This is a genomic window from Cupriavidus sp. OV096 (genome assembly GCF_900115455.1).
Lineage (GTDB): Bacteria > Pseudomonadota > Gammaproteobacteria > Burkholderiales > Burkholderiaceae > Cupriavidus.
Map to the genome: position 1 here is coordinate 134,340 of NZ_FOWM01000006.1, position 22,118 is coordinate 156,457.

The window sequence follows — 22,118 nt, forward strand, 5'->3', positions numbered from 1 at the left end:
GCGACGTGATCGCCGAGCCACGCGGTATGATTTGCGTCGTGATTACGACCATAGCTGCCCGGAGACTGGAATTGCTCAAAAACTACCTGAACAAGGACGGTGAGGACCTCTTCGCCTCATTCAAGTCTGATGCGGATCGTGAATGGACCTGGCAGGTGATTGAGTGCTTACGCGAACGTTATCCCGATGCCGACCAGTGGACGACAGGTGGGCCAAACTACAAGTACACCGACTTGCGATTCGGGCGACGCAAGCTCGGCCACTCAGCATGGCGCGTCAGTTTTCGAATTCGGCTGAGGGCGGGGCGACCTGCTTGTGAGCTTGCCAAATGGCTCTGCAAGGGTTCGGCAGACCGCCCGGCGATGTCGCCCGTGACGCATCCTGACTCGACCGCCATGAATGGCTGGCTCGACGAGTGGGCGCCGCGCGTCGCTCCCTATGCGAGCGACTTGATAGGGCAAGGCTACCGGCCGTCGGACTACGGCGCTTCAGCGTCTCCTGACGTCGACCCAGACGAGTCCGATCCAATCGAGCGGACACCGCGCGGCATACCTCCAGATGCCCGCCTAATGAACACCATTCTGTACGGCCCCCCGGGAACCGGCAAGACGTATGCCACCATTGACGAGACATTGCGCGTCCTGGATCCCGAGTTGCTGGCGCAGTATCCGGAGCCTGTCGGCAACGCTGCGGCCGACAGGCTGAATCGGCGTTCTGCATTGAAGACAAGATTCGACGAGCTGGCTCAGGCCGGGCGCGTGCGCTTCGTCACCTTCCACCAAAGCTTCAGCTACGAGGACTTCGTGGAGGGAATACGTGCGGTCAGCCACAGCAATGGACAAATCAGCTATCAAGTCGTTGACGGGGTGTTCAAGGCGCTGTGCGATCGTGCACGGGGGTCCGCCGCAACCAACACATCCGTCGAGACCGAGCCGCCCATTAAACTCTCCGGACGCCGCATCTGGAAGATGTCTTTAGGTGCAGCTGAAGGCGACGACGCATACGTCTACGATGACTGCATCAGGCAAGGGATGGCGCTGCTGGGCTACGGTTACGCGCTCGACTACACTGGCTGCGCTTCACGAGCGGACGTCTCTGCACGGATGCGCGAACACGGGCATCAACCCGATGTCAACGACTACGCCGCAACGGCGGTCAACACCTTCATAAACGTAATGAAGACCGGCGACCTGATAGTCGTGACGGACGGGAATCTGAAGTTCCGGGCACTTGGCGAGATCACAGGACCCTACCGACATATCGAACGCGAGGAAGGCGACGATTACAGGCAGAGCCGTGCTGTACGTTGGCTACGGTCCTATGAGCCGTCCCTGGCCTTCGGCGAATTGATGAACAATCGCTTCAGCCAGATGACGCTTTATGAACTGCGCGACGGCTCAATCGACATGACGAAACTTGACGCCTTGCTGGCACCGGCGCCTCCACCGACGGGAGCCGACGCGACGCCTTATGTGTTGATCATTGACGAGATCAATCGGGGAAATGTTTCGCGCATCTTTGGTGAACTGATTACGCTCATCGAGCCCAGCAAGCGAGCCGGCAATCCAGAAGCGTTGACGGTTACGTTGCCGTACTCGCAGACGCCATTCACTGTGCCGGACAATGTCCATCTGCTCGGTACGATGAACACGGCTGACCGTTCCCTAACGGGCCTGGATATCGCTTTGCGCCGACGTTTCACCTTCAGGGAAATGGCGCCTCGGCCAGATTTTCTCGATAGCGTACACGTTGCTGGCATCAACATCGGCCGAATGCTTGCGGTGATGAATGAGCGCATTGAGCTATTACTTGATCGCGACCACATGCTGGGCCACGCGTACTTCATGCCGCTGACAGCCGAAGGGGGCAACACACTGGAGACGCTGGCTCGAATCTTCAGGCATCAGGTATTCCCGCTGCTCCAGGAATATTTCTTCGAGGACTGGGAGCGAATCATCTGGGTGTTGAACGATCATCGCAAGGCAGATGAATTGCGCTTCATACGACAGCGTGGCGCGCCACTGGCACAACTTTTTGGTGCGGAGCAGGTCGGCATGCTGCGCGAAAAACGTTGGGAAGTGAACACAAAAGCCTTCGACATCGTTGAAAGCTATGCGGGCATCCTGTCGACCGAAGCATGAGCGCGCGCACGCTTACTGTCCGCGAATTCGCTCGTTTAACGACGGGCGAAGTGCCCACGTCGCTAGATCAGGCCCAAGTTACGAGCGCCGACTTCGAATGGCTATGCGAGATTTCGGCGCGTATGCGCGGGCAAACTGGCGCACAAGTCCTGCATGTCGAAAGCCGGCGGTGGTTACGTCTGGACAATTATGTCGGAGTGCTTGAATCGCCTGGCGGCCTGCGTCTCGAGGTCCTGCCCAAGCATGTAAGCCGCGCCGACGCCCAGACTGTCGAGCCAGCCCGAGCGTTACTGCGCCGCATGCTTGAAGTGGCAATGGAAATTACGCCGCGCGAAGGCGATGAGGCTGCCCTTCAATGCTTTGATCACCCCATCACCGAGTGGGTGATGCGACGGTTTCTACAGGCGCTCGAGCATGTGATCAAGCGAGGCGTGAGACACGACTATCTTCGTATCGAAGAAGAACAGCGCTATTTGCGCGGCCAACTGAATGTCGCAAAACAAATGCGCGCGTCGCCTGCTCGCGCCGATCTGCTGAACATCCGGCATGACGTGTTTTCGCCAGACCGTGCCGAAAACCGGCTACTCAAGTCCGGGTTGCTACGTGTGAGCAAAAGCACCCGGGATGCCGACAACTGGCGCCTTGCCAATGAACTGTTGCACCTCCTTCACGAGGTCCCCGCCAGTCGAAACGCGTCTGCGGATTTCCGGGCGTGGCGCACGGACCGCCTGATGGCGCATTATGTCCAGGCCAGGCCCTGGTGTCAGATCGTGTTGGGCGACCAGGTACCGCTGGCGCTAGCCGGTGAGACGCAAGGGATCAGTCTGCTGTTCCCCATGGAGAAGCTTTTCGAACGTTACGTAGGCCACGCGTTGCGTATGCGTTTGCCTGTGCGCTACCGACTGACGGAGCAAGGATCGCGGCACTGGCTTTGCAACCATGACAGCACTGGCATCTTCAAGCTCGAACCGGATTTTTTGATCGAGGGCCCAGACGCTGCCAGGATCCTCGACGCCAAGTGGAAACTGATTGATGGTGCGGACCGTACCAACAACTATGGGCTCAAACAGGCCGATTTCTATCAACTCTATGCCTACGGCCAAAAGTATCTCGGTGGCGCTGGCGAATTGACTTTGATCTATCCACGCACGCGGCAGTTCGAGGCGGCGCTCAAGCCGTTCTATTTCACTCCCGAGTTGCGCTTGCGAGTATTGCCGTTTGACCTAGACACTACAACATTACATGGCCTGAATTGGCTTGCGTCGGACTCTGAATTTTCCCCAGATCTTTAGATCTTGCGAGCCTCACCGCCTGTGGGGTCTGCTTACTGGCGATTCGATACACGCGAAGTCAGACCGTCATCTTCTGGCGTTCCGTTGCCGTCGCGTTCTCCGCCACATGAAAAACGTCACTTCAAGGCAGAGCACGCTAGTAGCAGTAGCGAAGTAGGCTTGGGGGCCGTTATGCGCTAGGGAACAGCCGTTCCTAGTGTACTAACGTGAAGGACGGCAACGTGTCGGCTACGGAAGTCCGGCCCTGCAGTGACGCCTGGTGGCCGGCGGACTTCCGGATTCGGCCATACTCGGTCATTGCATTTAGATTCGCGAGTGTCCGTTGTACAGTCACGAAGCGACGGCGACTAGGGTTGCGGTCGCTCATATTACATGCCTCGACCTGAACGTGAATGAGCACCTCCGATGAACCGGCTGACTATGGAGCATGCCACCGAAGAATCGCCTTTCGGCGAACAACTAATTCCATAAGCCACCCAGCCCCGCGTCTGCGGCATGCCATCCGGCGGACTCCGGGCTAACGCTTTCCTTCGCCAACTCAAGGAAAGAAACAACCGCCTCTGCCTGTTGTGCATCAAAGCTCATTCGGTACTCCTTCCAGTCAGGACGAGGCTCATATCTGGGATTATCCGGAAGCAGAGCGTCCAGTGCCAAGTACAAATAATCACTGTCATGCAAAACTCCTACCAAGAGCGAAGGCAGATAGTATTTGAAGAAGCTGCTACTTGTAGCGCGACGGATTGCAGAAGGACTGATGCTGCGGATCCAGTGGTCAAGGGAGATTTCCGTCCACATGTGTCCATTGAACTTCTGAACATCCTCGTCCACCTCGTAGTTTGCGATGCCGTCATCCCGGCTATGGCTGCCCGGGATTGGAATGATAGGGAACGCTGCACGAATAGTTGACTTCACCTGTGCAGATCGCCGTGCGTATTCGTTAGAGTCCATTGCAGATATCCACCTGTTGTACGACCTTTGCCCATTCCCGCTGATGAATTTTGTCTCCGCCACGGAAGCAAACGTTCATCATTTTCCGTCTCGCGTTTGCGCAAACTTGTAAAGCATCACGCTTTGATGCAAGTAAGATCGGGCTGTCACCTGCTTTGCAATACTGCTGTCCAGTCTTGCAGGCTTGCTCCACATTGGTTTTTAGCTTGGTATATGCGTCGTCATCACAATCCCCCGGAGGAGTGCTCTTGTCGAAAGAAGAAACGACTGCTTCAACCACCTCTCCACATGCCTTTTGAATCCTCACCAGGAACTGCATAACGTACATACCCGGCGCCGCCTTCTCCGGTGTAAGACTTGGGTCAAGATCAATTGCGGCACTCGAACCCGGGAGAGTTGGAATACTTTGACCGGGACGAAGTGGGGGCGCGTACGAGTTCGGCAGCGACGGCACAGTTTGGGCCTGTGCCGAGCTGATGATGCCCAAGAGCCAGCCCTTTAGCCAATGCAGCACTGCATTCCATCCCGACGCCAGCCGGCTGGAAACGGAAGCCAGCGAGGAAGGAGCCGCTGCCCCATTTACCGAGAAGGGGCTAACCAAGCTCGATTCGTTGATGGCTTCCGGAAGCGTGATGTTGTCCAGGATCTGGATCAGCCGATGGGCGGCATCATAGGTATAGCGTGTCACCAAATCGTACGGCCCGATGATCCCGACGAGCTGACCAATCGAATCGTACTCGTACCGTGTATGGATGCCATCAATATCGACGTCGGTCATGCGCCCGCGTGCGTCGTAAGCGTACTTGATGCGAGATCCACTGACATCCACAGCTTCAAGCAACCTACCCGCTGCATCATATTGCACGGCTGTTCCAGTCTGCCCCGACATGTTCGTCACCGAAGCCAGGTTGCCTTGAGCATCGTAAGTGAAGGTCCATTGGCCGGTGACCGTGTCCCCAAGCTTATCGACGGCCGTCGCCACCAAGCCGTTTGCGTCATAGGTCCAAGTCGTGCTCGTAAAGTCGCCGGACGGATGAGCATTGAGCCCTTGGCTGCCGGTGCTGTCGTTGGTTGGATACCAGCCGTAAGTTAGCACCTGCCCCTTCGAATCGTAGCTGAAATAGTCCACCCGGCTCGGCGCCGCAATCTTCAGCGGCAGATTCCAGTCGGGATGCCACTCAGTCGTCGTGGTCTTCGCGTTAGCAGTGCCGTAGCCCTCGATACGCTGGGTCTCGCGACCCAAGGAATCGTAGCTGTATCGCGTATCACTGCCGTTGCGATCGACCGTGCGGCTGATGTTGTTGCCGGCGTCATACTGGATCGTGTTGAACGGAACACCAACGGGGCTAGATCCTGACGCCCCATTCGGCTGGCGCAGTTTGCCAGCGAGTTGGTAGCTGAAGGTACGGGTGAGCCCACTGCCATCTGTCACTAGGGTGGAGTTCGTCCCGTAACTGAACGATAGCTTGTCGGCACCACCGGCATGCTCTTCAGCAGTTACAAATCCATCTAACGCACCACCACTGGCGAACTTATAGGTGTAACGAGAATAGCGCACTCCCAGTTCATCCGTAATGCCTGTCAACCTACCAGGGAGGAAAGCTTGAAAGTTCGGTACATCCTCTCCGTAGTGGTATCGGCGTACCGCCCCATCAGGCCACGTCACAGTTGGGCCGCCGTCAGTTGTAACGCCGTAGGCAATCGTCAAGCCGTCAGGGGTCGTGATGCCAATGAGATTGTTCTTCGCGTTGTATGTAAAAGAGAGTTTTGTGCCAAACTGGTTTCTCACGCTCTCGAGAACGCCAGACTGCCCCCAAGGCGCTGCCGCGGTAGCGCTGGTGGTATAGGTCAGCGTCGCCACCCAACCGTTTAGCTCCGTGACCGAGAGCAAGCGTCCGTTTGCGTCATAGGCCTCTACCGTATCGGTGGCTGCGACATGGTACTGCCAGGCGCCGATGCCCTTGTCGTTCGCCCCGGCCACAATGTAATCGTGCGACTGGCCGTCTGCCTGTAACCATTGCTGATCTCGTTTGACAAAACTGACTAGGGAGGCATCCGCACGCCTCGCCATAATCGTGCCCTCGTTGGCAAGCATCAGATTCAAAGCACGTTGCCAATTGTGGAACCACGTATTGCTGATCGATCCAACGTTAGAGCCGTACTGTGCCGTGTCAGACCTATAGACGCGCTGAAAAATCAGCGGATGTGGGCCCGTCGATTCGAAGTCGGGACTTTCGATCTGAATTTTTTGCCCGGTAAGAGGAGAGATTGGGTTCCCTATCGGGCAAGATTTGGCGGTTTCTTTCGGCGGATCCGGACATTGATCCTCAAGTGCCAAATTTGGATTTCTGCCCCAACTTGGATTATATGTTCTGCGAACCGGATCTATACAAATTTCTTTCTGATTGACATAATGTCCTAGCAATTCTCTATTAATATTCGGAGTCATTGGTGAGCCATCAAGCAATGGCTCACACCAATCACCTACGTGACCTGAGTCTAAATTGTGCCAGTGTCGATAGGTAACGGTATAGCCCACCCATTTCATTCCATCAAAGTGGGCGCATGCCTGCTGCGGAGTGCTATACATCGGACCCTGTCCGTTTGCATATGCGGTGCCGTAGGGTTCCGCCCACCAAACCTTGATTGGTGGGGAGGCTTCCGCCATGCGGCAAGCAAAAATGAGGACCGCTGCAGCGACAAGCAGCCAATGCAATTTCCTAGCCATTAATAGACCCTTTCACGTGCGCTTCCGTGGTGGCAACGTTGAATGCGCCGATGAGTGTAAGGGCGGTCTGCCATGTCAATGCATTGTTTTCTTTACACCTGAATTAAGTGCCGCTTAAATCACGTTGGCACTATAGGTGGCCCTCAGAAGCCGCTCTAAGCTATCCGACCTTTCACCGCACCCGGCGTCGTCTGCTGGCCAGCGTCAGGCACCAACCTCCGTGTCGCGCGGCTGCAATAAATTGCATGCGATGCCGACCTTGCATCTAGTTCACGCCCTGACACTTGCAAGTCCTAGTCACGCCGGATTGCATCTCAACGGCCGAATGTCGTCAGATTACAGCCATAAATGAAAGGGACACCGATCGGCTCTGATGGGTCGAGACCAGAAATTCATTGCCCGGGGCGGCCCGACTGCCTTGGGCTGGGCGCCCAGGTAAAACCGGGTCCACCAATCAGGCGCACGCAAAAATAGCGCTAGACACCGTTGCACCTCATCCCTCGGCCTCAAAGCGCGCCGCAATGGCATCGATCATCGCCCGAACCCTCGCGGTATGACGGAGGTCCTGGTGGGTGACTAGCCAGACCTCGTAGGCTGCCGCCCTTGAAAGCTCGGGCCAGATCCTTACCAGCCCATCCCGTTCGCCCATATGCACCGGCACCTCGCCGATACCGATATCGGCACGGATCATCGCTCGCAGCATCAGGCTTGAGTGCACACTGGCGACAATGCGTCCCGCATGGATAGGCTCGCCCACCAGCGTGGGCCTACTGCTGCCCGACAGGAACGGCTGATAGAGCACGAGATCGTGCCCCGTAAATCCCGTCCCACGTTCAGGCTCGCCGTGGCGACTCAGGTAATGCTCCGTTGCATAGAGCCCCACGCGCCAGCGGGCCAGCCGCCGTGCCACCAGGTCGGGGCTTTCCGGTTTCTGGGTACGAATGGCGATGTCCGATTCGCGCCGAGCGAGGTTGAGCACTTGTGTGGAGGTGCTCAATTGCACCCTGACGTCCGGATGTTCGACGTGCAAGCTGGCAATCGCCGGGATCACGAACGCGAGTGCGAGCGAATCTGTCGTGGTCACCCTCACCTCACCCGCCAGCCGATTGTCTACACCTTGTGCCTGCCTGGCCAGTTCATGCGCGGACTGCTCCATCTTCTCCGCTGCTTTCAGGACACTCTCGCCAGCAGATGTCAGGGCGTAGCCATCCGACGCCCGAAAGAACAACGTGGCGCCCAATGCATGCTCAAGCGCGGCAATGCGCCGTCCGACAGTAGCCTGGTCCAGCCCCACTACTTTGGCGGCCTTGCGCAGCGTACGTTCGCGCTGCACAGCGAGGAATACCCGTGTGTCATCCCAGTTCATGCTGTCGGCCTTGTGATGCGTTTTTGCATTGGAGAAGCTGAATATTGCCGCATCGATTCATCCGTGTGCAACTCTATACTGGCTACCAATGTTCGGGCGGCTGTCGTCCGGCGCAAGCGCGATCCACCAGGGACAAACCATGAAAGCCATCACCTTCGCCGAATTCGGCGACGCCGACGTTCTGCAACTCACCGATGTGCCGGATCCGGAGGTCAGGCCCCATGACTTGCTGGTGCGCAATCGTGCTGCCGGTCTGAACCGAGCGGATCTGACGCACAGGCGTGGGGGGTACGGGCGCACGAACTTCGGCGATTCGGACATCATGGGCCTGGAGATTGCCGGCGAGGTGATTGCAATCGGCTCAGAGGTGCAGGGTTTCACCATTGGGGATCGCGTCATGGGAATCGTGGGCGGCGGCGGATACGCGGAGCTGGCACGCATCGACTATCGCATGGCCATGCACATTCCCGATGGGCTGGACGACGTGCATGCGGGCGCGCTGCCGGAAGTATTCGTCACCGCCTGGGAGGCGCTTGGTCATCTCGGTCGGCTGGCATCAGGCGAGTCGGTACTGATCCATGCGGCGGCTGGTGGCGTCGGCTCGGCCGCAGTGCAACTGGCGCACGCGGTAGGTGCCCGGGTGCTGGCAACGGCCGACGGCAGCAAGCGCGAAGCCGTAATCGGTTTCGGCGCCGATGTCGCCATTGATTACAAGACCGAAGACTTCGAGGCGGTGGTGAATAAAGTCACCGAGGAGCGCGGCGTCGATGTGATTATCGATTTCGTCGGCGCGCCCTACCTGGCACGCAACATTCGCTCCCTGGGCTTTGGCGGTCGGCTGGTTCAAGTTGGCATCCTTGGCGGCATCCAAGGCGCCGAGCTTCCGCTGGATCGAGTGCTCTACCGACACCTGCAAATCATGGGAACGGTCATGAAATCGCGCCCGCCAGCGGTGAAACATGCCATGACTCGCCGGTTCGCAGATACGTGGCTTCCTCGATTTGCAAGCCACTGCCTGATGCCCGTCGTCGACAGCACGTTTCCGTTGAAGAATGCAGCTGATGCGCACCACCGCATGGAATCCAACCAGAATGTGGGGAAGATCATGCTGACGATGGCTTCTGTGACCTTTTGACGCACCGCAAAAACTCCTGCATGCCCCCTTGATCCGTATTAAACTTTCACAAATTACTGAAAGTTCGAAACGTTCATGCAGCTCTCGCCCCTGATCCAGCGCTTTGTCCTTCACTTTGGTGAGATGGGTAGCCGCTGGGGTATTAACCGGACGGTCGGTCAGATTTACGCCCTGCTCTTCACCGCCTCGCGCCCCCTCAATGCCGATGAAATCGCCGAATCGCTCGGTTTCTCGCGCTCCAACGTCAGTATCGGCCTCAAGGAACTGGAATCCTGGAGTCTGGTGAAGCTCTCCCACCAGCCGGGCGACCGCCGCGAGTACTTTTCCGCGCCCGATGACGTCTGGGCGATTTTCCGCACGCTGGCCGAGGAGCGCCGCCGCCGCGAGATCGATCCCACGCTGTCCATGCTGCGCGAAGTGCAGCTCGAGGCGGCCACCTCCCCGGAAGACCGCCACGCCCAGGCGCGCATGAAGGAGATGTACGGCCTGATCCTGCTGGTGACCACGTGGTTTGGCGACATGCAGCGGCTGGACGTCGCCACGCTGGAAAAGCTCATGCGGCTCGGCTCCCGTGTGACCAAGCTGCTCGACGTCAAGGACCGCTTCGCCAGTGCCATCGGCATGGGCGGCGACAAGAGCGCTGACAAGGGCGCCGACAAGTCCCCCGCCGCCGCCCCCAAGAAAGCCCCCAAGCCCCCCGCAAAGTCCTCCCGCCCCCGCAAGGAGTAGCCCGTGTTTGCCAGTCTCGACCCCGTGGTGCTGGCGCGCATCCAGTTTGCCGCCAACATCACGTTCCACATCCTTTTCCCAACGATCAGCATCTCGCTGGGCTGGGTGCTGCTGTTCTTCAAGCTGCGCTACGGCAAGACCGACGATGAAAGCTGGATGGCCGCCTACCGCGTCTGGGTCAAGATCTTCGCCCTGACTTTCGCGCTCGGCGTGGTCAGCGGCATCACCATGAGTTTCCAGTTCGGCACCAACTGGCCTGGCTATATGGAAACCGTCGGCAACATCGCCGGCCCGCTGCTGGCCTACGAGGTGCTGACCGCCTTCTTCCTGGAGGCCACCTTCCTCGGCATCATGCTGTTCGGCATGCGGCGCGTCAGCAACCGCACCCACACCATCGCCACGCTGCTGGTGGCGGGCGGCACCACGCTGTCGGCGTTCTGGATCCTCGCGCTGAATTCGTGGATGCAGACCCCGGCCGGCTTCGAGATGATCGATGGCCGCGCCCACGTCACGAGCTGGCTCGAAGTCATCTTCAATCCGTCGTTCCCCTACCGCCTGACCCACATGCTGCTGGCGTCCGGGCTGACCGTGGCCTTCCTGCTGGCCGGCGTCTCGGCCTACCGCTGGCTGCGCGGGGACCATGGGCGCGATGTCATCCATGCGATGCGGACCGGCGTGGTGCTCGCGGCGATCCTGATCCCGCTGCAGATCGTGGCGGGCGACCTCCACGGCCTGAATACGCTCCATCACCAGCCGGCCAAGATCGCCGCGATGGAGGGCATCTGGAAGACCGAGAAGGGCGCGCCGGCTGTGCTGTTCGGCATTCCCAACGCCCGCACACAGACCAACGACTTCGAAATCGCCATTCCCAAGCTGGCCTCGCTCTACCTCGCCCATGACCTCGAGGGCGAAATCAAGGGCATCGACGCCTTCCCGGACCGCCATCCCCCCGTGGCCCCGCTGTTCTTCGCCTTCCGCATCATGGTCGGCGTGGGCCTGCTGATGATGGCCGTGTCGTGGATCGGCGCGTGGCAGTTCCGCCGGCGCGGCGAGCCCGCACCGTGGATGGCCCGCGCGCTGGTGGCCATGACCTTCTCCGGCTGGGTGGCGCTCGTCGCCGGCTGGTACGTGACCGAGATCGGCCGCCAGCCGTACCTGGTCTATGGCGTGCTGACCACGGCGCAGGCCGCCTCCAAGGTGCCCGCCGCGATGATCGCCAGCACGCTGGCGATGTACCTGGCGCTCTATCTGGCGCTGATCGTGGCCTATATCTCGGTGGTGTTCCACCTCGCCCGCAAGGCCGGCGCCCCGCCGGAGGATGCCGCCGCGCCCGACGCCTTCCAGACACCGCAACCCGTCCTTCCCGGCCAACCCAGGAGCAAGTCATGAACCCGGCCACCCTTCCCGACCTGACCCAGCCGGCCGGCTGGATGCCGCTGGTCTTCCTGGCCCTGATGGGGCTGGCGATGCTGATCTACGTGATCCTGGACGGCTACGACCTCGGCGTGGGCGTGCTGCTGCGCCGGGCTGACGATGCGGACAAGGACCGCATGATCGCCTCGATCGGCCCGTTCTGGGATGCCAACGAAACCTGGCTGGTGCTCGGCGTGGGGCTGCTGCTGACGGCCTTCCCGCTCGCGCACGGCGCCATCCTGACCCACCTCTACCTGCCCGTGGCGATGATGCTGGCGGGGTTGATCATCCGCGGCGTGGCGTTCGACTTCCGCGTCAAGGCGCGCGATCCGCACAAGCCATGGTGGAACTTCGCGTTCTATGCGGGCTCGCTGCTGGCCAGCTTCTCGCAGGGGCTGATGCTCGGCCTCTATATCACCGGCTTCCGCTACGACCTGCCGAACCTGCTGTTCGCGGTGGCCGTGGGGCTGTGCCTGGTGGCCGGCTACTGCCTGCTCGGCGCGAGCTGGCTGATCATGAAGACCACCGGCAGCCTGCAACTGCGCGCCATCTACTGGGCGCGGCGCAGCCTGTGGCTGACGGCGCTGGGCGTGGCAGCCATCTCGGTGGTCACGCCGCTGGTCAGCGCGCGGATCTTCGAGAAATGGTTCTCGCTGCCCAACATCATCCTGCTGGCGCCGATTCCGCTGATTACGCTGGGCGTGTTCGTGGGGGTGGAGCGGCTGCTGCGCAAGATGCGCGACCTGCACGCGCGCGGCAACGACCGCTGGTGCTGGGTGCCGTTCGCTGGCACGGCGGTGATCTTCCTGATGGCGTTCAACGGCCTGGCCTACAGCCTGTTCCCCTACCTCGTGGTGGATCAGATCGACATCTGGCAGGCCGCCAGCGCGCCGGAATCGCTGGCAGTGATCCTGATCGGCGCGGCGGTGGTGCTGCCCACCATCCTGGGTTACACGGTCTACGCGTACCGTGTATTCTGGGGCAAGGCCACGGACCTGCATTACTACTGATTTACTACTGATCCGTCCCCACTCATTGACCCGTGGCCCCGGGCGCCAGGGAGGCGCCCCAGCGGCATGTCCTCACGCGTCCCCGGCCCCCCCACGGAACCCGCCACCCCTCCGCTGCTGACCCGCCTGCGCAGCCATGCCGGCGCGCAGGTGCGCGCGCTCACACGCAGCAACTCCGGCCTGTCGATCGACTACGACAACCCGCCGGGCGATCCCGGCCTGTTCGGCCCCGATGCAGTCTGCTGGCGCGTGCATGGCGATTTCCCGGCGATGCTGGCCGGCGGCGTCAGCGCGCTGCTGCTCCAGGCGCTGCATCCGCTGGCGCTGGCCGGCGTGTGGGACCACTCCACCTTCCGCACGGACATGCAGGGCCGGCTCGGCCGCACCGCGCAGTTCATCGCCGGCACCACCTACGGCAGCCGTGCGGACGCCATGCGGCTGATCGAGCGCGTGCGCCACATCCACGCCAATATCAGCGGCCTCGCGCCAAACGGCCAGCCCTACGCCGCCGACGACCCCGCGCTGCTGACCTGGGTGCATGTGGCCGAAGTGTCGAGTTTTTTGGCGGGATACCTGCGCTATGTCGGCCCGCTCTCGGCCGCCGATCAGGACCGCTACTACGCCGAGGAAGCCACCGTGGCCGCCCTGCTGGGCGCGCCGGACGTGCCGAGATCCGGCGCCGAGGTACACGCCTACCTGGAAGCCCAGCGTCCCTATTTAGTTAACAGTGAGCGCACGCGCGAAGTGGTGCGACTGGTGATGGCGATGCCGGTGGCCAATCCGATGCTGGTGCCGGCCGTGCGGACCATGGCCGATGCCGGCGTGGCGCTGTTGCCGTCCTGGGCGCGCGAGGCGCTCGGGCTGCACCGGCGCTCGGTGCGCCGGACCCTGGCCGTGCCGGCGATGGGCGCGCTGGCGCCCACCTTGCGCTGGGTGCTCGGCCCCGGGCTGGCAGCCCGCGCCCGGCGGCGCGTGGCGCGCAGCGCGTAACAGGTAAGCCGGGTTATTCCGCCGCGCTGGCCGCGGCCGTAGCGGCAACCGGGCTGCCGCGCAGCGTGGTCTCGCGCAACCGCATCACCAGGAACGGGGCGATCACGGACACCGCCGCGCTGAACAGGAACAGCGTGCGGAACGCCTGCTCGGCCGCCACGCGCACCGCCGCGGCGTCGCCATCGTTGGCCGCGCCCATCGCGCGCCGGAACATGCTCATCAGCACATCCTCGCCGCCGCTCAGGTCGCTCACGGCCATCCCGCTATGACGCAGCAGGGCGATCAGCACCGTGGTCAGCACGGCCACGCCCACCGCCCCGCCCAGCAGCCGCGAGAAAGCCGTCAGCGCCGTGGCGATGCCCACCTGCTGCGGCGGCACCGAATTCTGCGTGGCAACCAGCCCGCTCGGCAGTTGGAGCCCGATGGAGAGCCCGAGCACGATCATCACCAGCGCGGACGCCATCACGGCCTGCGGCGGCATGAACGCCAGCGCCACGATGGCCAGCGGCGCGATGATCGAGCCGGCCAGCTGCATCGGCTTGTAACGGCCGCTCCACGACATCAGCCGCCCGGAGATATAGGCGCCGAACGGAATCGCCAGCGTCAGCGGCACCAGCCGCAGCGCGGCGGTGTCGGCATGGGCGCCGCCCACCACCTGGAAGCGCAGCGGCAGCAACACCGACATCGCAATCAGCTGGAAGAAGCACAGGAACAGCGTGGTGCAGCAGATGGCCACCGTGGGCACGCGCAGCATCGACAGCGGAATCACCGGGTCGACGGCGCGCCGCTCCTGCCAGACGAACAGCACCATGCCGACGACGCCGGCCACCAGCAGGCCGAGGGTCTGGAATTCCAGCGGCGAGTGGCCCTGCCCCAGACGGGTCAGGAACACCAGCACGCCCGAGAGCCCGCCGCCGAACAGCAGCGCGCCGAGGTAGTCGATGCGGTGCCGGCGCCCGCCCACGGGCAGGTGGCGCAGCGCGCGGCGCACCACCACCAGCGCCAGCAGGGACAGCGGGATGTTGATCCAGAAGATCCAGCGCCAGGACAGGAAATGCGCCAGGTAGCCGCCGATGACCGGCCCGGCCATGCTCGCCACGGCCCAGACCCCGCTCACATAGCCCTGATAGCGGCCACGCTCGCGCAGCGGCACCACATCGGCGATGGTCGCCTGCGAGACCGAGATCAGGCCGCCGCCACCCAGGCCCTGGAGGATGCGGGCGAGGATCAGCATCGGCATGGTCGTGGCCATGGCGCAGAAAATCGACGCCAGCAGGAACAGGACGATCGAGAACGAGAGGACGGAGCGGCGCCCGAGCACGTCGGACAGCTTGCCGTAGATCGGCGTCACCACGGTGGAGGCAACGAGATACGCCGAGATCACCCAGGCCATGTCCTCGAAGCCGTTGAGCTGCAGCGCGATGTCCGGCAGCACCACGGCCACGATCGACTGTTCCAGCGCGCCAAGCAGGATGGCCAGCATCAGGCCGAACAGCACCTGCATGACGGGCACGTCTGGCGGCGAGGCGTCAGGTGACCGGAGGGACGGCTGGGGGGATGACTGCTGGGGAGGCGGCACGGAAGGGGCGGACATGGAAGGCCTGCGTGGCAGACGGCGGCGCGACCGGCCGTGTCTGCTCTTGTCTGGTCAAGGAGAGCCGGTATTGTAGGCGCATGCCGCCGGCCCTGCTTGCCGAAGTGCCGCCCGGCTTACAGGCGGCTTTCAGGCGACGCTGGCGCCGCCTGAAAGTGGGGACGGTCGATCAGAACGTTTCCCAGTCGCCAGCCTCGACCGTGGCAGGCGCGGGCGCGGCTGCGGGACGGCGGCGGGCCGGCGTGGACAGCACGGGCTCCTTGCGCTGGGGCGTCACTGCCGGACGCGGCTTGGCGGGCGTGGCCGGCTGGCGCGCGGCCAGCACCGACGGCTGCGGCTTGCGCGCCACCGGCGGACGCACCGCCGCCGGCACGGCCGGGGCGCGAGCGCTGCGGGGTGCGGGGGCTGGGGCCGGGGCAGGCGATGCCTTGGCCGGCAGCGCAGGCGCTGCCGGACGGCTGATGGCCCGCACACGGGCGGGGGCCGGCGCAGCCAGGGCCGGGGTCTTTGCCGGGAGCTTGGCCGGGGCGGCCATGCGCGGCGCGGCCGTCATCACGGCCTGGGGCGCGCGCGCCTCGGGGGCGCGCACGCCGCCCAGGTCGAAGCGCGCCACCTCGGACACCAGCCCGCCGGCCTGCTGCATCAGGCTCTCGGCCGCCGCGCTGGCCTGCTCCACCAGCGCCGCGTTCTGCTGCGTCACCGATTCCATCTGGGTAATCGCCAGGCTGACCTGCTCGATGCCGGCGGTCTGCTCCTCGCTGGCCGCGCTGATCTCGCCCATGATGTCGGTCACACGACGCACGGCGCCGACGATGTCGTCCATGGTCTTGCCGGCCACTTCCACCTGCTTGGCGCCGTCCTGCACCTGGCGCACCGAGCTGTTGATCAGTTCGCCGATCTCCTTGGCTGCCGACGACGAGCGCTGCGCCAGGCTGCGCACCTCGGCCGCCACCACGCTGAAGCCCCGGCCCTGCTCGCCGGCGCGGGCCGCTTCCACAGCCGCGTTCAGCGCAAGGATGTTGGTCTGGAAGGCGATGCCCTCGATCACGCTGATGATCTCGGCCACGCGTGCGGAGGATTTCGAGATGCCATCCATGGTGTCGACCACGCTGCGCACCACCCGGCCGCCTTCCGTGGCCACATCCGAGGCGTTGACCGCCAGCTGGTTGGCCTGGCGGGCGTTCTCGGCGTTCTGGCGCACCGTGGAGGTCAATTCCTCCATCGAGGCGGCGGTCTCCTCGAGCGAGGCCGCCTGCTGCTCGGTCCGCTGGGAGAGATCGGTATTGCCACTGGAAATCTCGCGCGCTGCCGTGTCGATCGAGCCGGCGGCCTGCTGGATGCCGCGTACCAGCACGCCAAGCTGGCCGAAGGCGCGTTCCATCGCGCCAAGCATGCGGCCCATCTCATCCTGGGTGCGCACGGCGATGGCGTGGCCCAGGCGGCCCTGGGCGAGCGCCTCGGCGGCGTCCAGCGCCTGGCCGGCCGGGCGCGTCACCGAGCGGGTGATGGCCAGGCCCAGCAGCGCGGCGATCGCGGCGGCGGCGGCCGCCAGGCCGATCAGCAGGTTGCGGGCAAAGACATAGTGGTCGGAAGCCTCGGCCACGGCGTCGATGGCCATCTTCCGGCCAGACGCGGCGGCTTCGTCGAGTTTGTCGAAATAGGCGCCCTGCGCCGCCGGCAGCGTCACGATCAGGCCGGCGCGGGCGCTATTGAAGTCGCCACCGCGCAGTTGTTGCATGACGAGGTCGAGCTGGCCGTTGTAGGTGGTCCGGGTCTGGTTGAGCTGCTCGAACATGGCCTTGGACTCGGCCCGGCCACTGGCCTCGATGATCTTGGCCAGGGTTTCCAGGCTGGCGCGCATCTCGTCGCGCAGCTTGTTCACCTTGTCGATGTTCTGGGCGGCCAGCGCCGGATCCTCGGTCAGCGTGGCGTCGCGCACCAGCACACCGATCTGCAGCGCCCCTTCCTTCACGTGGTTCAGGTCGATGACGCGCAGCAGGCGCTGCTCCACCGCCTGGTGCATCGCATCGTTCATCCCGCGCAGCGCCGTCACGCCCACGGCCGCTACGGCCGCCAGCAGCAACACCACCGCACAGAATGCCAGGGACAGTCGTGCCCCGATACCCATGTTTCGCAAGCCCATCTCAGCGTACCTTTCTCTCTTTTTCGATGTTGGATGTACGTCTAGCGTCCACCGGAATCCGGGTGTCGCCATCAGCGCTATCGGGCAGGCCGGTGCGCTTCTTGAGCGGAAAATCGAAATAGGGGGAAAAGTGCCGGCAGTTCGTCAAATTGCCGCGTCAACGACTGGCGTCTAATCTGTTCCGGGCACTCCGGCCCGGCCGATCACGGCCACTGCGGCAACAGACCGCGACGAAACGACGAGGGCAAAAAAAAGAAGCCCACGCGCGGGGTGCTCGTAGGCTTTCAGGACTGCTGTGAAAGACCGGGGGTAAACCGGTCCGAACCCCGGAATATAAACCTGCTTACATGAGGTGTAAATGAGGCTTCTATCAGGGAATGCCCTGATAGCGGCTGTAACGAATTGAGCACTTTCGCGTTCCATGTCATGCCATGCCGCACATTCGGGCATATCGGCAGTTATCGGCAGCGTCCCAGAAAGCTTTAGTGCGAGCGGATTGCGACCCAAACGTTGCTTTTCTGTCAGGCGCCGACCACGAAGGTGCTACTTCAATCACACCGACTGCATCAATAAAATAAATAGAGCTTTACCTCTAGGCATTGTTCGCGGGCCAACTTTGTCAACACTTGTAAAACTTTGTTACCCTCCCGGCTGAAGTATTCCCCTTCTCTCCTCGCAAGGCCGGCCGAATTGCTCGGCCGGATGGCGCCATTCAACCGTTCGGTGTGCGCGCCCGTTAACGTGATGAAGGTGAGCCCCTGCCCCGGCTCCGAGAGCGAATGTTTCATATCTCGCCGGGATCAGGGCGCGCCATCCGTCACTTTTAGTGCGACCTCGATCCATGCGCCTGGTCTTCGGACCGTTGACCGCCGCCAGAACCCTCGCGGGCTCTTCCGGAGAAGTTGTGAAGCAGGAAAAAAAGGTTCCCCGTCCCAGCCGAAAGTTGCAGCATCTGCACTTTGCGGCCCACAGCGCCAGCCGCAATACCGTCATCGTGCACCTCTCGAATGGCACGCGGCTGACCGGGATCGTGCTGGCCTCGGACAATTACATGATTCTGCTGGGCAAAACGGGCGAGGATCCCATGCCCACGGTGGTCTACAAGCGCGCCATTACCGTGGTGACGCCGGCGCACGCGCCGGAAGCCGACGCAGCGGTGCTGGACGCCGAGGCGTCGCCGGATTTTGTGCGTCTATATATACCGCGCACCCGCAAGCGCCGCTGACGCCGCCAGGCCGGCCTGCGCCGGCGGCGCCCCGCCCATTCCCCGGGCCGGCCGCCATCCGCAATAACGCCGGGGGTTCCGGGCAGCGCCCGCAAACTCTCGCAAAGATCACTCTAAAGTCTCCTACCGCCCTGTCGATAACCCTTGCAACGGAGGCACTCTACGCCCTGCAACGCAGGCAGCCAACGTTACGGCACCCGCCGGAATGCCTAAAACATTGCATATAGGAGTCGTACCATGGCGCAAGTCATCAACACCAACATTCTGTCGCTGCAAACGCAGAGCAACCTGAACACGTCGCAATCGTCGCTGAACACCGCGATCCAGCGCCTGTCGTCGGGCCTGCGCATCAACAGCGCCAAGGACGATGCTGCTGGTCAAGCCATCGCCAACCGCTTCACCGCCAACATCAAGGGCCTGACGCAAGCTTCGCGTAACGCCAACGACGGTATCTCGATCGCGCAAACGACCGAAGGCGCCCTGAGCGAAGTCAACAACAACCTGCAACGTATCCGTGAACTGTCGGTGGAAGCCGCCAACGGTACGAACTCGGGTTCGGACCTGAAGTCGATCCAGGACGAAATCAAGCAACGTCTGTCGGAAATCGACCGCGTGTCGGCTCAGACCCAGTTCAACGGTGTCAAGGTTCTGGCCAAGGACCAGAACATGTCGATCCAGGTTGGCGCCAACGACAGCGAAACCATCTCGATCGCCCTGAAGGAAATCACCTCGAAGACCCTGGGCGTCGCTGGTTTCAGCGTTGCCGGCCCGCAAGGTGCCACGGCTTCGATCGGTTCCGCCGCCGCTCAAACGGCTCTGGGTTCCGCTACCCCGGTGACGGCTGCTTCGGCAACCGGCATCGCCGCCGCTGACATCCAGCGCGCTCTGGGCCTGAACACCTCGGCAGCCATCAACTCGCAATCCGTCGTGACGGATTCGAAGGGCAACTGGTTCGTGCAAGTGAGCATGACCGGCCTGACCGCCGCCGACGACGCCGCTCTGTCCTCGAAGGGCCTGGCTGGCAACGGTACGGCTACCTCGACGACGATGTACATCGCCGTCAAGCCGAGCGACGCTTCGGTGTCGGGTTCCACCGCCGGCTTCACGATCAAGGGCGCTTCGCTGCAAGCTTCGGACTTCCAACAAGCTGCCACGGTTGACCCGCTGAAGACGCTGGACTCCGCACTGGCTTCGGTTGACAGCCTGCGTTCGAGCCTGGGTGCTGTGCAAAACCGCTTCGAGTCGACGATCAACAACCTGAGCACGACGGTGAACAACCTGTCGGCTTCGCGTTCGCGCATCGAAGACGCTGACTACGCAACGGAAGTGTCGAACATGACCCGCGCGCAGATCCTGCAACAAGCTGGTACCTCGGTGCTGTCGCAAGCGAACCAGACCACGCAAAACGTGCTGTCGCTGCTGCGTTAATCGCCACGCCGCAAGAAGGCCGGGCCGCAAGGCCCGGCTTTTTTGCCGGAATGTTTTGCAGGCAGCCCACTGCCTGCAAAGCGTTTCAACCGAGCAGAACCCCTCGCCTCACCGGACGGAGCAAACCATGGCAACTCCCAATCCCGTTTCCACTCCGGCGGCCCGCATTCCCGCCGACACCGTGGCCATCGCGCCGGCTTCCGCCGCCCCGACCGCCACGGTAAAAGCCGTTCGCCCGTCGCATGAAGCCGACCGCGCGGACACCCGGCCCGCCGCCGATGCGCCTGAAAACACCGCCACCGCGGTGCAGGAGCTGGTGGACGTGCTGAAGACCACCTCCATTGGCCTGCGCTTCGCCATCGACGACCAGACGCACCGCGTCATCACCACGGTTTTCGACAAGGAGACGGGCGAGATCATCCGGCAAATGCCGAATGAAGACGTTGTGCGCCTGGCGCGCGCGATCGACAAGCTCCAGGGCCTGTTCGTGAGCCACGCCGTCTGACCTCTGCAATCACCCAGTTGAAGACAAATAACAATAGGTAGAACAGTCATGGCAATCTCTTCCATCGGTATCGGTTCCAACCTCGAGCTGCAAACGCTGCTCGACAAGCTCCAGGCAGCGGAAGAACTTCCGCTCACGCAGATCAACAACCAGGCCAAGAGCTACCAGGCCAAGCTGTCCGGCTACGGCACCATCAAGAGCGTGCTGGATGCCTATTCGGCCGCCGCCAAGACGCTGAACACCGCCGCCACGTGGAGCGCCGTCAAGGCCGCCGTGGGCTCGGATAGCGTGCTCAGCGCCGCCACCGACGCTACCGCCGTGGCAGGCAGCTACAACATCAACGTGTCCTCGCTGGCCGCGGCGCAATCGCTGGTCTCGAAGTCGGTGGCCGACAAGACCGCTGCCATCGGCGGCGGCACCATCACGGTGGACTTCGGCGCCGACCTCGCCACGGGCGGCACGCCCACCAGCACCAAGACGGTGACGATCGGCTCCGATACCTCGCTGGAAGGCATCCGCGACTCGATCAACAAGGCCAATATCGGCGTCACCGCCAGTATCATCAACGACGGCAGCGGCACGCCCTACCATATTGTGCTGACGTCCAACAAGACCGGCACCCAGTCCGGCATGCGTATCAGCGCCAGCGACAGCGCCGTGAGCGACATCGTGGCCTATGACCCGGCCGTGGCCACGCAGCCGAACGGCATGTCCGAGAAGGTGGCCGCTGCCAACGCCACGCTGAAGATCAACGGTATCGACGTCACCAGCCAGAGCAACACCGTGCAGGGCGCGGCCCAGGGCGTGACCCTGACGCTGAAGTCCACCGGCACCACGACCATGAACGTGACGCGCGACGATGCGTCGATCAAGGCCAGCGTGCAAGGCTTTGTCACCGCGTACAACAACATCCTGTCGGCCGTCGGCTCGCTGACCACGTTCGACACCGATGCCGGCACGGCTGGCGCACTGAACGGCGACGGCACGCTGCGCAATATCGCCACGCGCCTGCGCTCGATGCTGACCACCCCGATGTCCGACGGCAACGGCGGCTCGGTCACGCTGTCCGATCTCGGCATCGAGTTCAACGTGACCACCGGCAACGCTGGCAAGCTGGAAATCGACGACGACAAGCTGAACAAGGCGCTCTCGGACAACTTCCAGGACCTGACCAAGTTCTTCTCGGGTGTGGATGGTTCGGCCGGCATGGGCAAGACCATCACCGACTATGTCGACTCGCTGAACGGCACCTCCGGCGCACTGACGGCAGCCACCGACGGCATCACCGCCACGCTGAAGGACCTGGAAGACAAGTACACGGCGACGCAGGACCGCGTCACGTCGACGATGGACCGTTACCGCGCGCAGTTCACGCAGCTGGACCTGCTGGTGTCGAAGCTGAACCAGACCAGCAGCTACCTGACGCAGCAGTTCGCGGCCATGAACGGCACCAGCAGCAAGTAAGTCACCG

Annotated in this window: 17 protein-coding genes; 11 read left to right on the forward strand and 6 right to left on the reverse strand. The window is 62.5% G+C overall.

Translation table 11 applies throughout. The features are described 5' to 3' along the window. Positions 1 to 5 precede the first annotated feature (5 nt). Positions 6 to 2,141 carry an AAA family ATPase gene (locus BM115_RS15440; RefSeq protein WP_244844916.1) on the forward strand — a complete coding sequence of 712 codons (2,136 nt, stop codon included), beginning with the start codon at positions 6 to 8 and terminating at the stop codon, positions 2,139 to 2,141. Further along, positions 2,138 to 3,433, forward strand: a complete 1,296-nt coding sequence (locus BM115_RS15445; RefSeq protein ID WP_092295401.1) for an McrC family protein — start codon at positions 2,138 to 2,140, stop codon at positions 3,431 to 3,433. Before BM115_RS15440 ends, BM115_RS15445 begins: the two co-directional genes overlap by 4 nt. 459 nt (positions 3,434 to 3,892) lie before the next feature. On the opposite strand, the gene BM115_RS27125 is transcribed toward BM115_RS15445, so the two are convergent. The 3 genes from BM115_RS27125 to BM115_RS15455 form a co-directional block, all read right to left on the reverse strand. Beyond that, positions 3,893 to 4,381, reverse strand: coding sequence for a hypothetical protein (locus BM115_RS27125; protein ID WP_143093905.1), 489 nt, complete (start codon positions 4,379 to 4,381; stop codon positions 3,893 to 3,895). After that, on the reverse strand, positions 4,371 to 6,971 hold the full coding sequence (locus BM115_RS15450) for a DUF6531 domain-containing protein (protein WP_177219934.1): 2,601 nt from the start codon (positions 6,969 to 6,971) through the stop codon (positions 4,371 to 4,373). Before BM115_RS15450 ends, BM115_RS27125 begins: the two co-directional genes overlap by 11 nt. 631 nt (positions 6,972 to 7,602) lie before the next feature. Further along, on the reverse strand, positions 7,603 to 8,475 hold the full coding sequence (locus BM115_RS15455; protein WP_092295408.1) for a LysR family transcriptional regulator: 873 nt from the start codon (positions 8,473 to 8,475) through the stop codon (positions 7,603 to 7,605). 139 nt (positions 8,476 to 8,614) lie between these two features. Between BM115_RS15455 and BM115_RS15460 the strand changes: the two genes are divergently transcribed. The 5 genes from BM115_RS15460 to BM115_RS15480 all read left to right on the forward strand — a co-directional run bounded on the left by BM115_RS15460 (position 8,615) and on the right by BM115_RS15480 (position 13,752). Further along, positions 8,615 to 9,610: an NAD(P)H-quinone oxidoreductase gene (locus BM115_RS15460; protein WP_092296173.1), complete on the forward strand. Its 996-nt coding sequence runs from the start codon at positions 8,615 to 8,617 to the stop codon at positions 9,608 to 9,610. A gap of 75 nt (positions 9,611 to 9,685) precedes the next feature. Beyond that, positions 9,686 to 10,339, forward strand: coding sequence for a GbsR/MarR family transcriptional regulator (locus tag BM115_RS15465; protein ID WP_092295411.1), 654 nt, complete (start codon positions 9,686 to 9,688; stop codon positions 10,337 to 10,339). Between the two features lie 3 nt (positions 10,340 to 10,342). Beyond that, entirely contained in the window at positions 10,343 to 11,728 is a 1,386-nt protein-coding gene (locus BM115_RS15470; protein WP_092295414.1) for a cytochrome ubiquinol oxidase subunit I, read from the forward strand. Continuing rightward, positions 11,725 to 12,762 carry a cytochrome d ubiquinol oxidase subunit II gene (locus BM115_RS15475; RefSeq protein WP_092295417.1) on the forward strand — a complete coding sequence of 346 codons (1,038 nt, stop codon included), beginning with the start codon at positions 11,725 to 11,727 and terminating at the stop codon, positions 12,760 to 12,762. Before BM115_RS15470 ends, BM115_RS15475 begins: the two co-directional genes overlap by 4 nt. 66 nt (positions 12,763 to 12,828) lie before the next feature. Further along, positions 12,829 to 13,752: an oxygenase MpaB family protein gene (locus BM115_RS15480; RefSeq protein WP_092295420.1), complete on the forward strand. Its 924-nt coding sequence runs from the start codon at positions 12,829 to 12,831 to the stop codon at positions 13,750 to 13,752. Positions 13,753 to 13,765: 13 nt separating this feature from the next. On the opposite strand, the gene BM115_RS15485 is transcribed toward BM115_RS15480, so the two are convergent. The 3 genes from BM115_RS15485 to BM115_RS15495 all read right to left on the reverse strand — a co-directional run bounded on the left by BM115_RS15485 (position 13,766) and on the right by BM115_RS15495 (position 18,277). Then, positions 13,766 to 15,346: an MDR family MFS transporter gene (locus BM115_RS15485; RefSeq protein WP_369823442.1), complete on the reverse strand. Its 1,581-nt coding sequence runs from the start codon at positions 15,344 to 15,346 to the stop codon at positions 13,766 to 13,768. Between the two features lie 169 nt (positions 15,347 to 15,515). After that, entirely contained in the window at positions 15,516 to 17,474 is a 1,959-nt protein-coding gene (locus tag BM115_RS15490; RefSeq protein ID WP_255370845.1) for a methyl-accepting chemotaxis protein, read from the reverse strand. 581 nt (positions 17,475 to 18,055) lie between these two features. Further along, positions 18,056 to 18,277, reverse strand: coding sequence for a hypothetical protein (locus BM115_RS15495; protein ID WP_092295428.1), 222 nt, complete (start codon positions 18,275 to 18,277; stop codon positions 18,056 to 18,058). 116 nt (positions 18,278 to 18,393) lie between these two features. On the opposite strand from BM115_RS15495, the gene BM115_RS15500 reads away from it, so the two are divergent. From BM115_RS15500 to fliD, 4 genes are all read left to right on the forward strand, one after another. Next, positions 18,394 to 18,714, forward strand: coding sequence for an RNA chaperone Hfq (locus BM115_RS15500; protein ID WP_092295431.1), 321 nt, complete (start codon positions 18,394 to 18,396; stop codon positions 18,712 to 18,714). A 237-nt stretch (positions 18,715 to 18,951) separates the two neighbouring features. Further along, a complete protein-coding gene (locus tag BM115_RS15505; protein WP_092295434.1) occupies positions 18,952 to 20,142 on the forward strand; it encodes a FliC/FljB family flagellin in 1,191 nt (396 codons plus the stop codon). 127 nt (positions 20,143 to 20,269) lie between these two features. Beyond that, positions 20,270 to 20,647 (forward strand): flagellar protein FlaG, encoded by a 378-nt coding sequence (locus tag BM115_RS15510; RefSeq protein WP_092295437.1) that lies wholly within the window; start codon positions 20,270 to 20,272, stop codon positions 20,645 to 20,647. A 48-nt stretch (positions 20,648 to 20,695) separates the two neighbouring features. Continuing rightward, on the forward strand, positions 20,696 to 22,111 hold the full coding sequence (gene fliD / locus BM115_RS15515; RefSeq protein WP_092295440.1) for a flagellar filament capping protein FliD: 1,416 nt from the start codon (positions 20,696 to 20,698) through the stop codon (positions 22,109 to 22,111). The last annotated feature ends 7 nt before the right edge of the window (positions 22,112 to 22,118 follow it).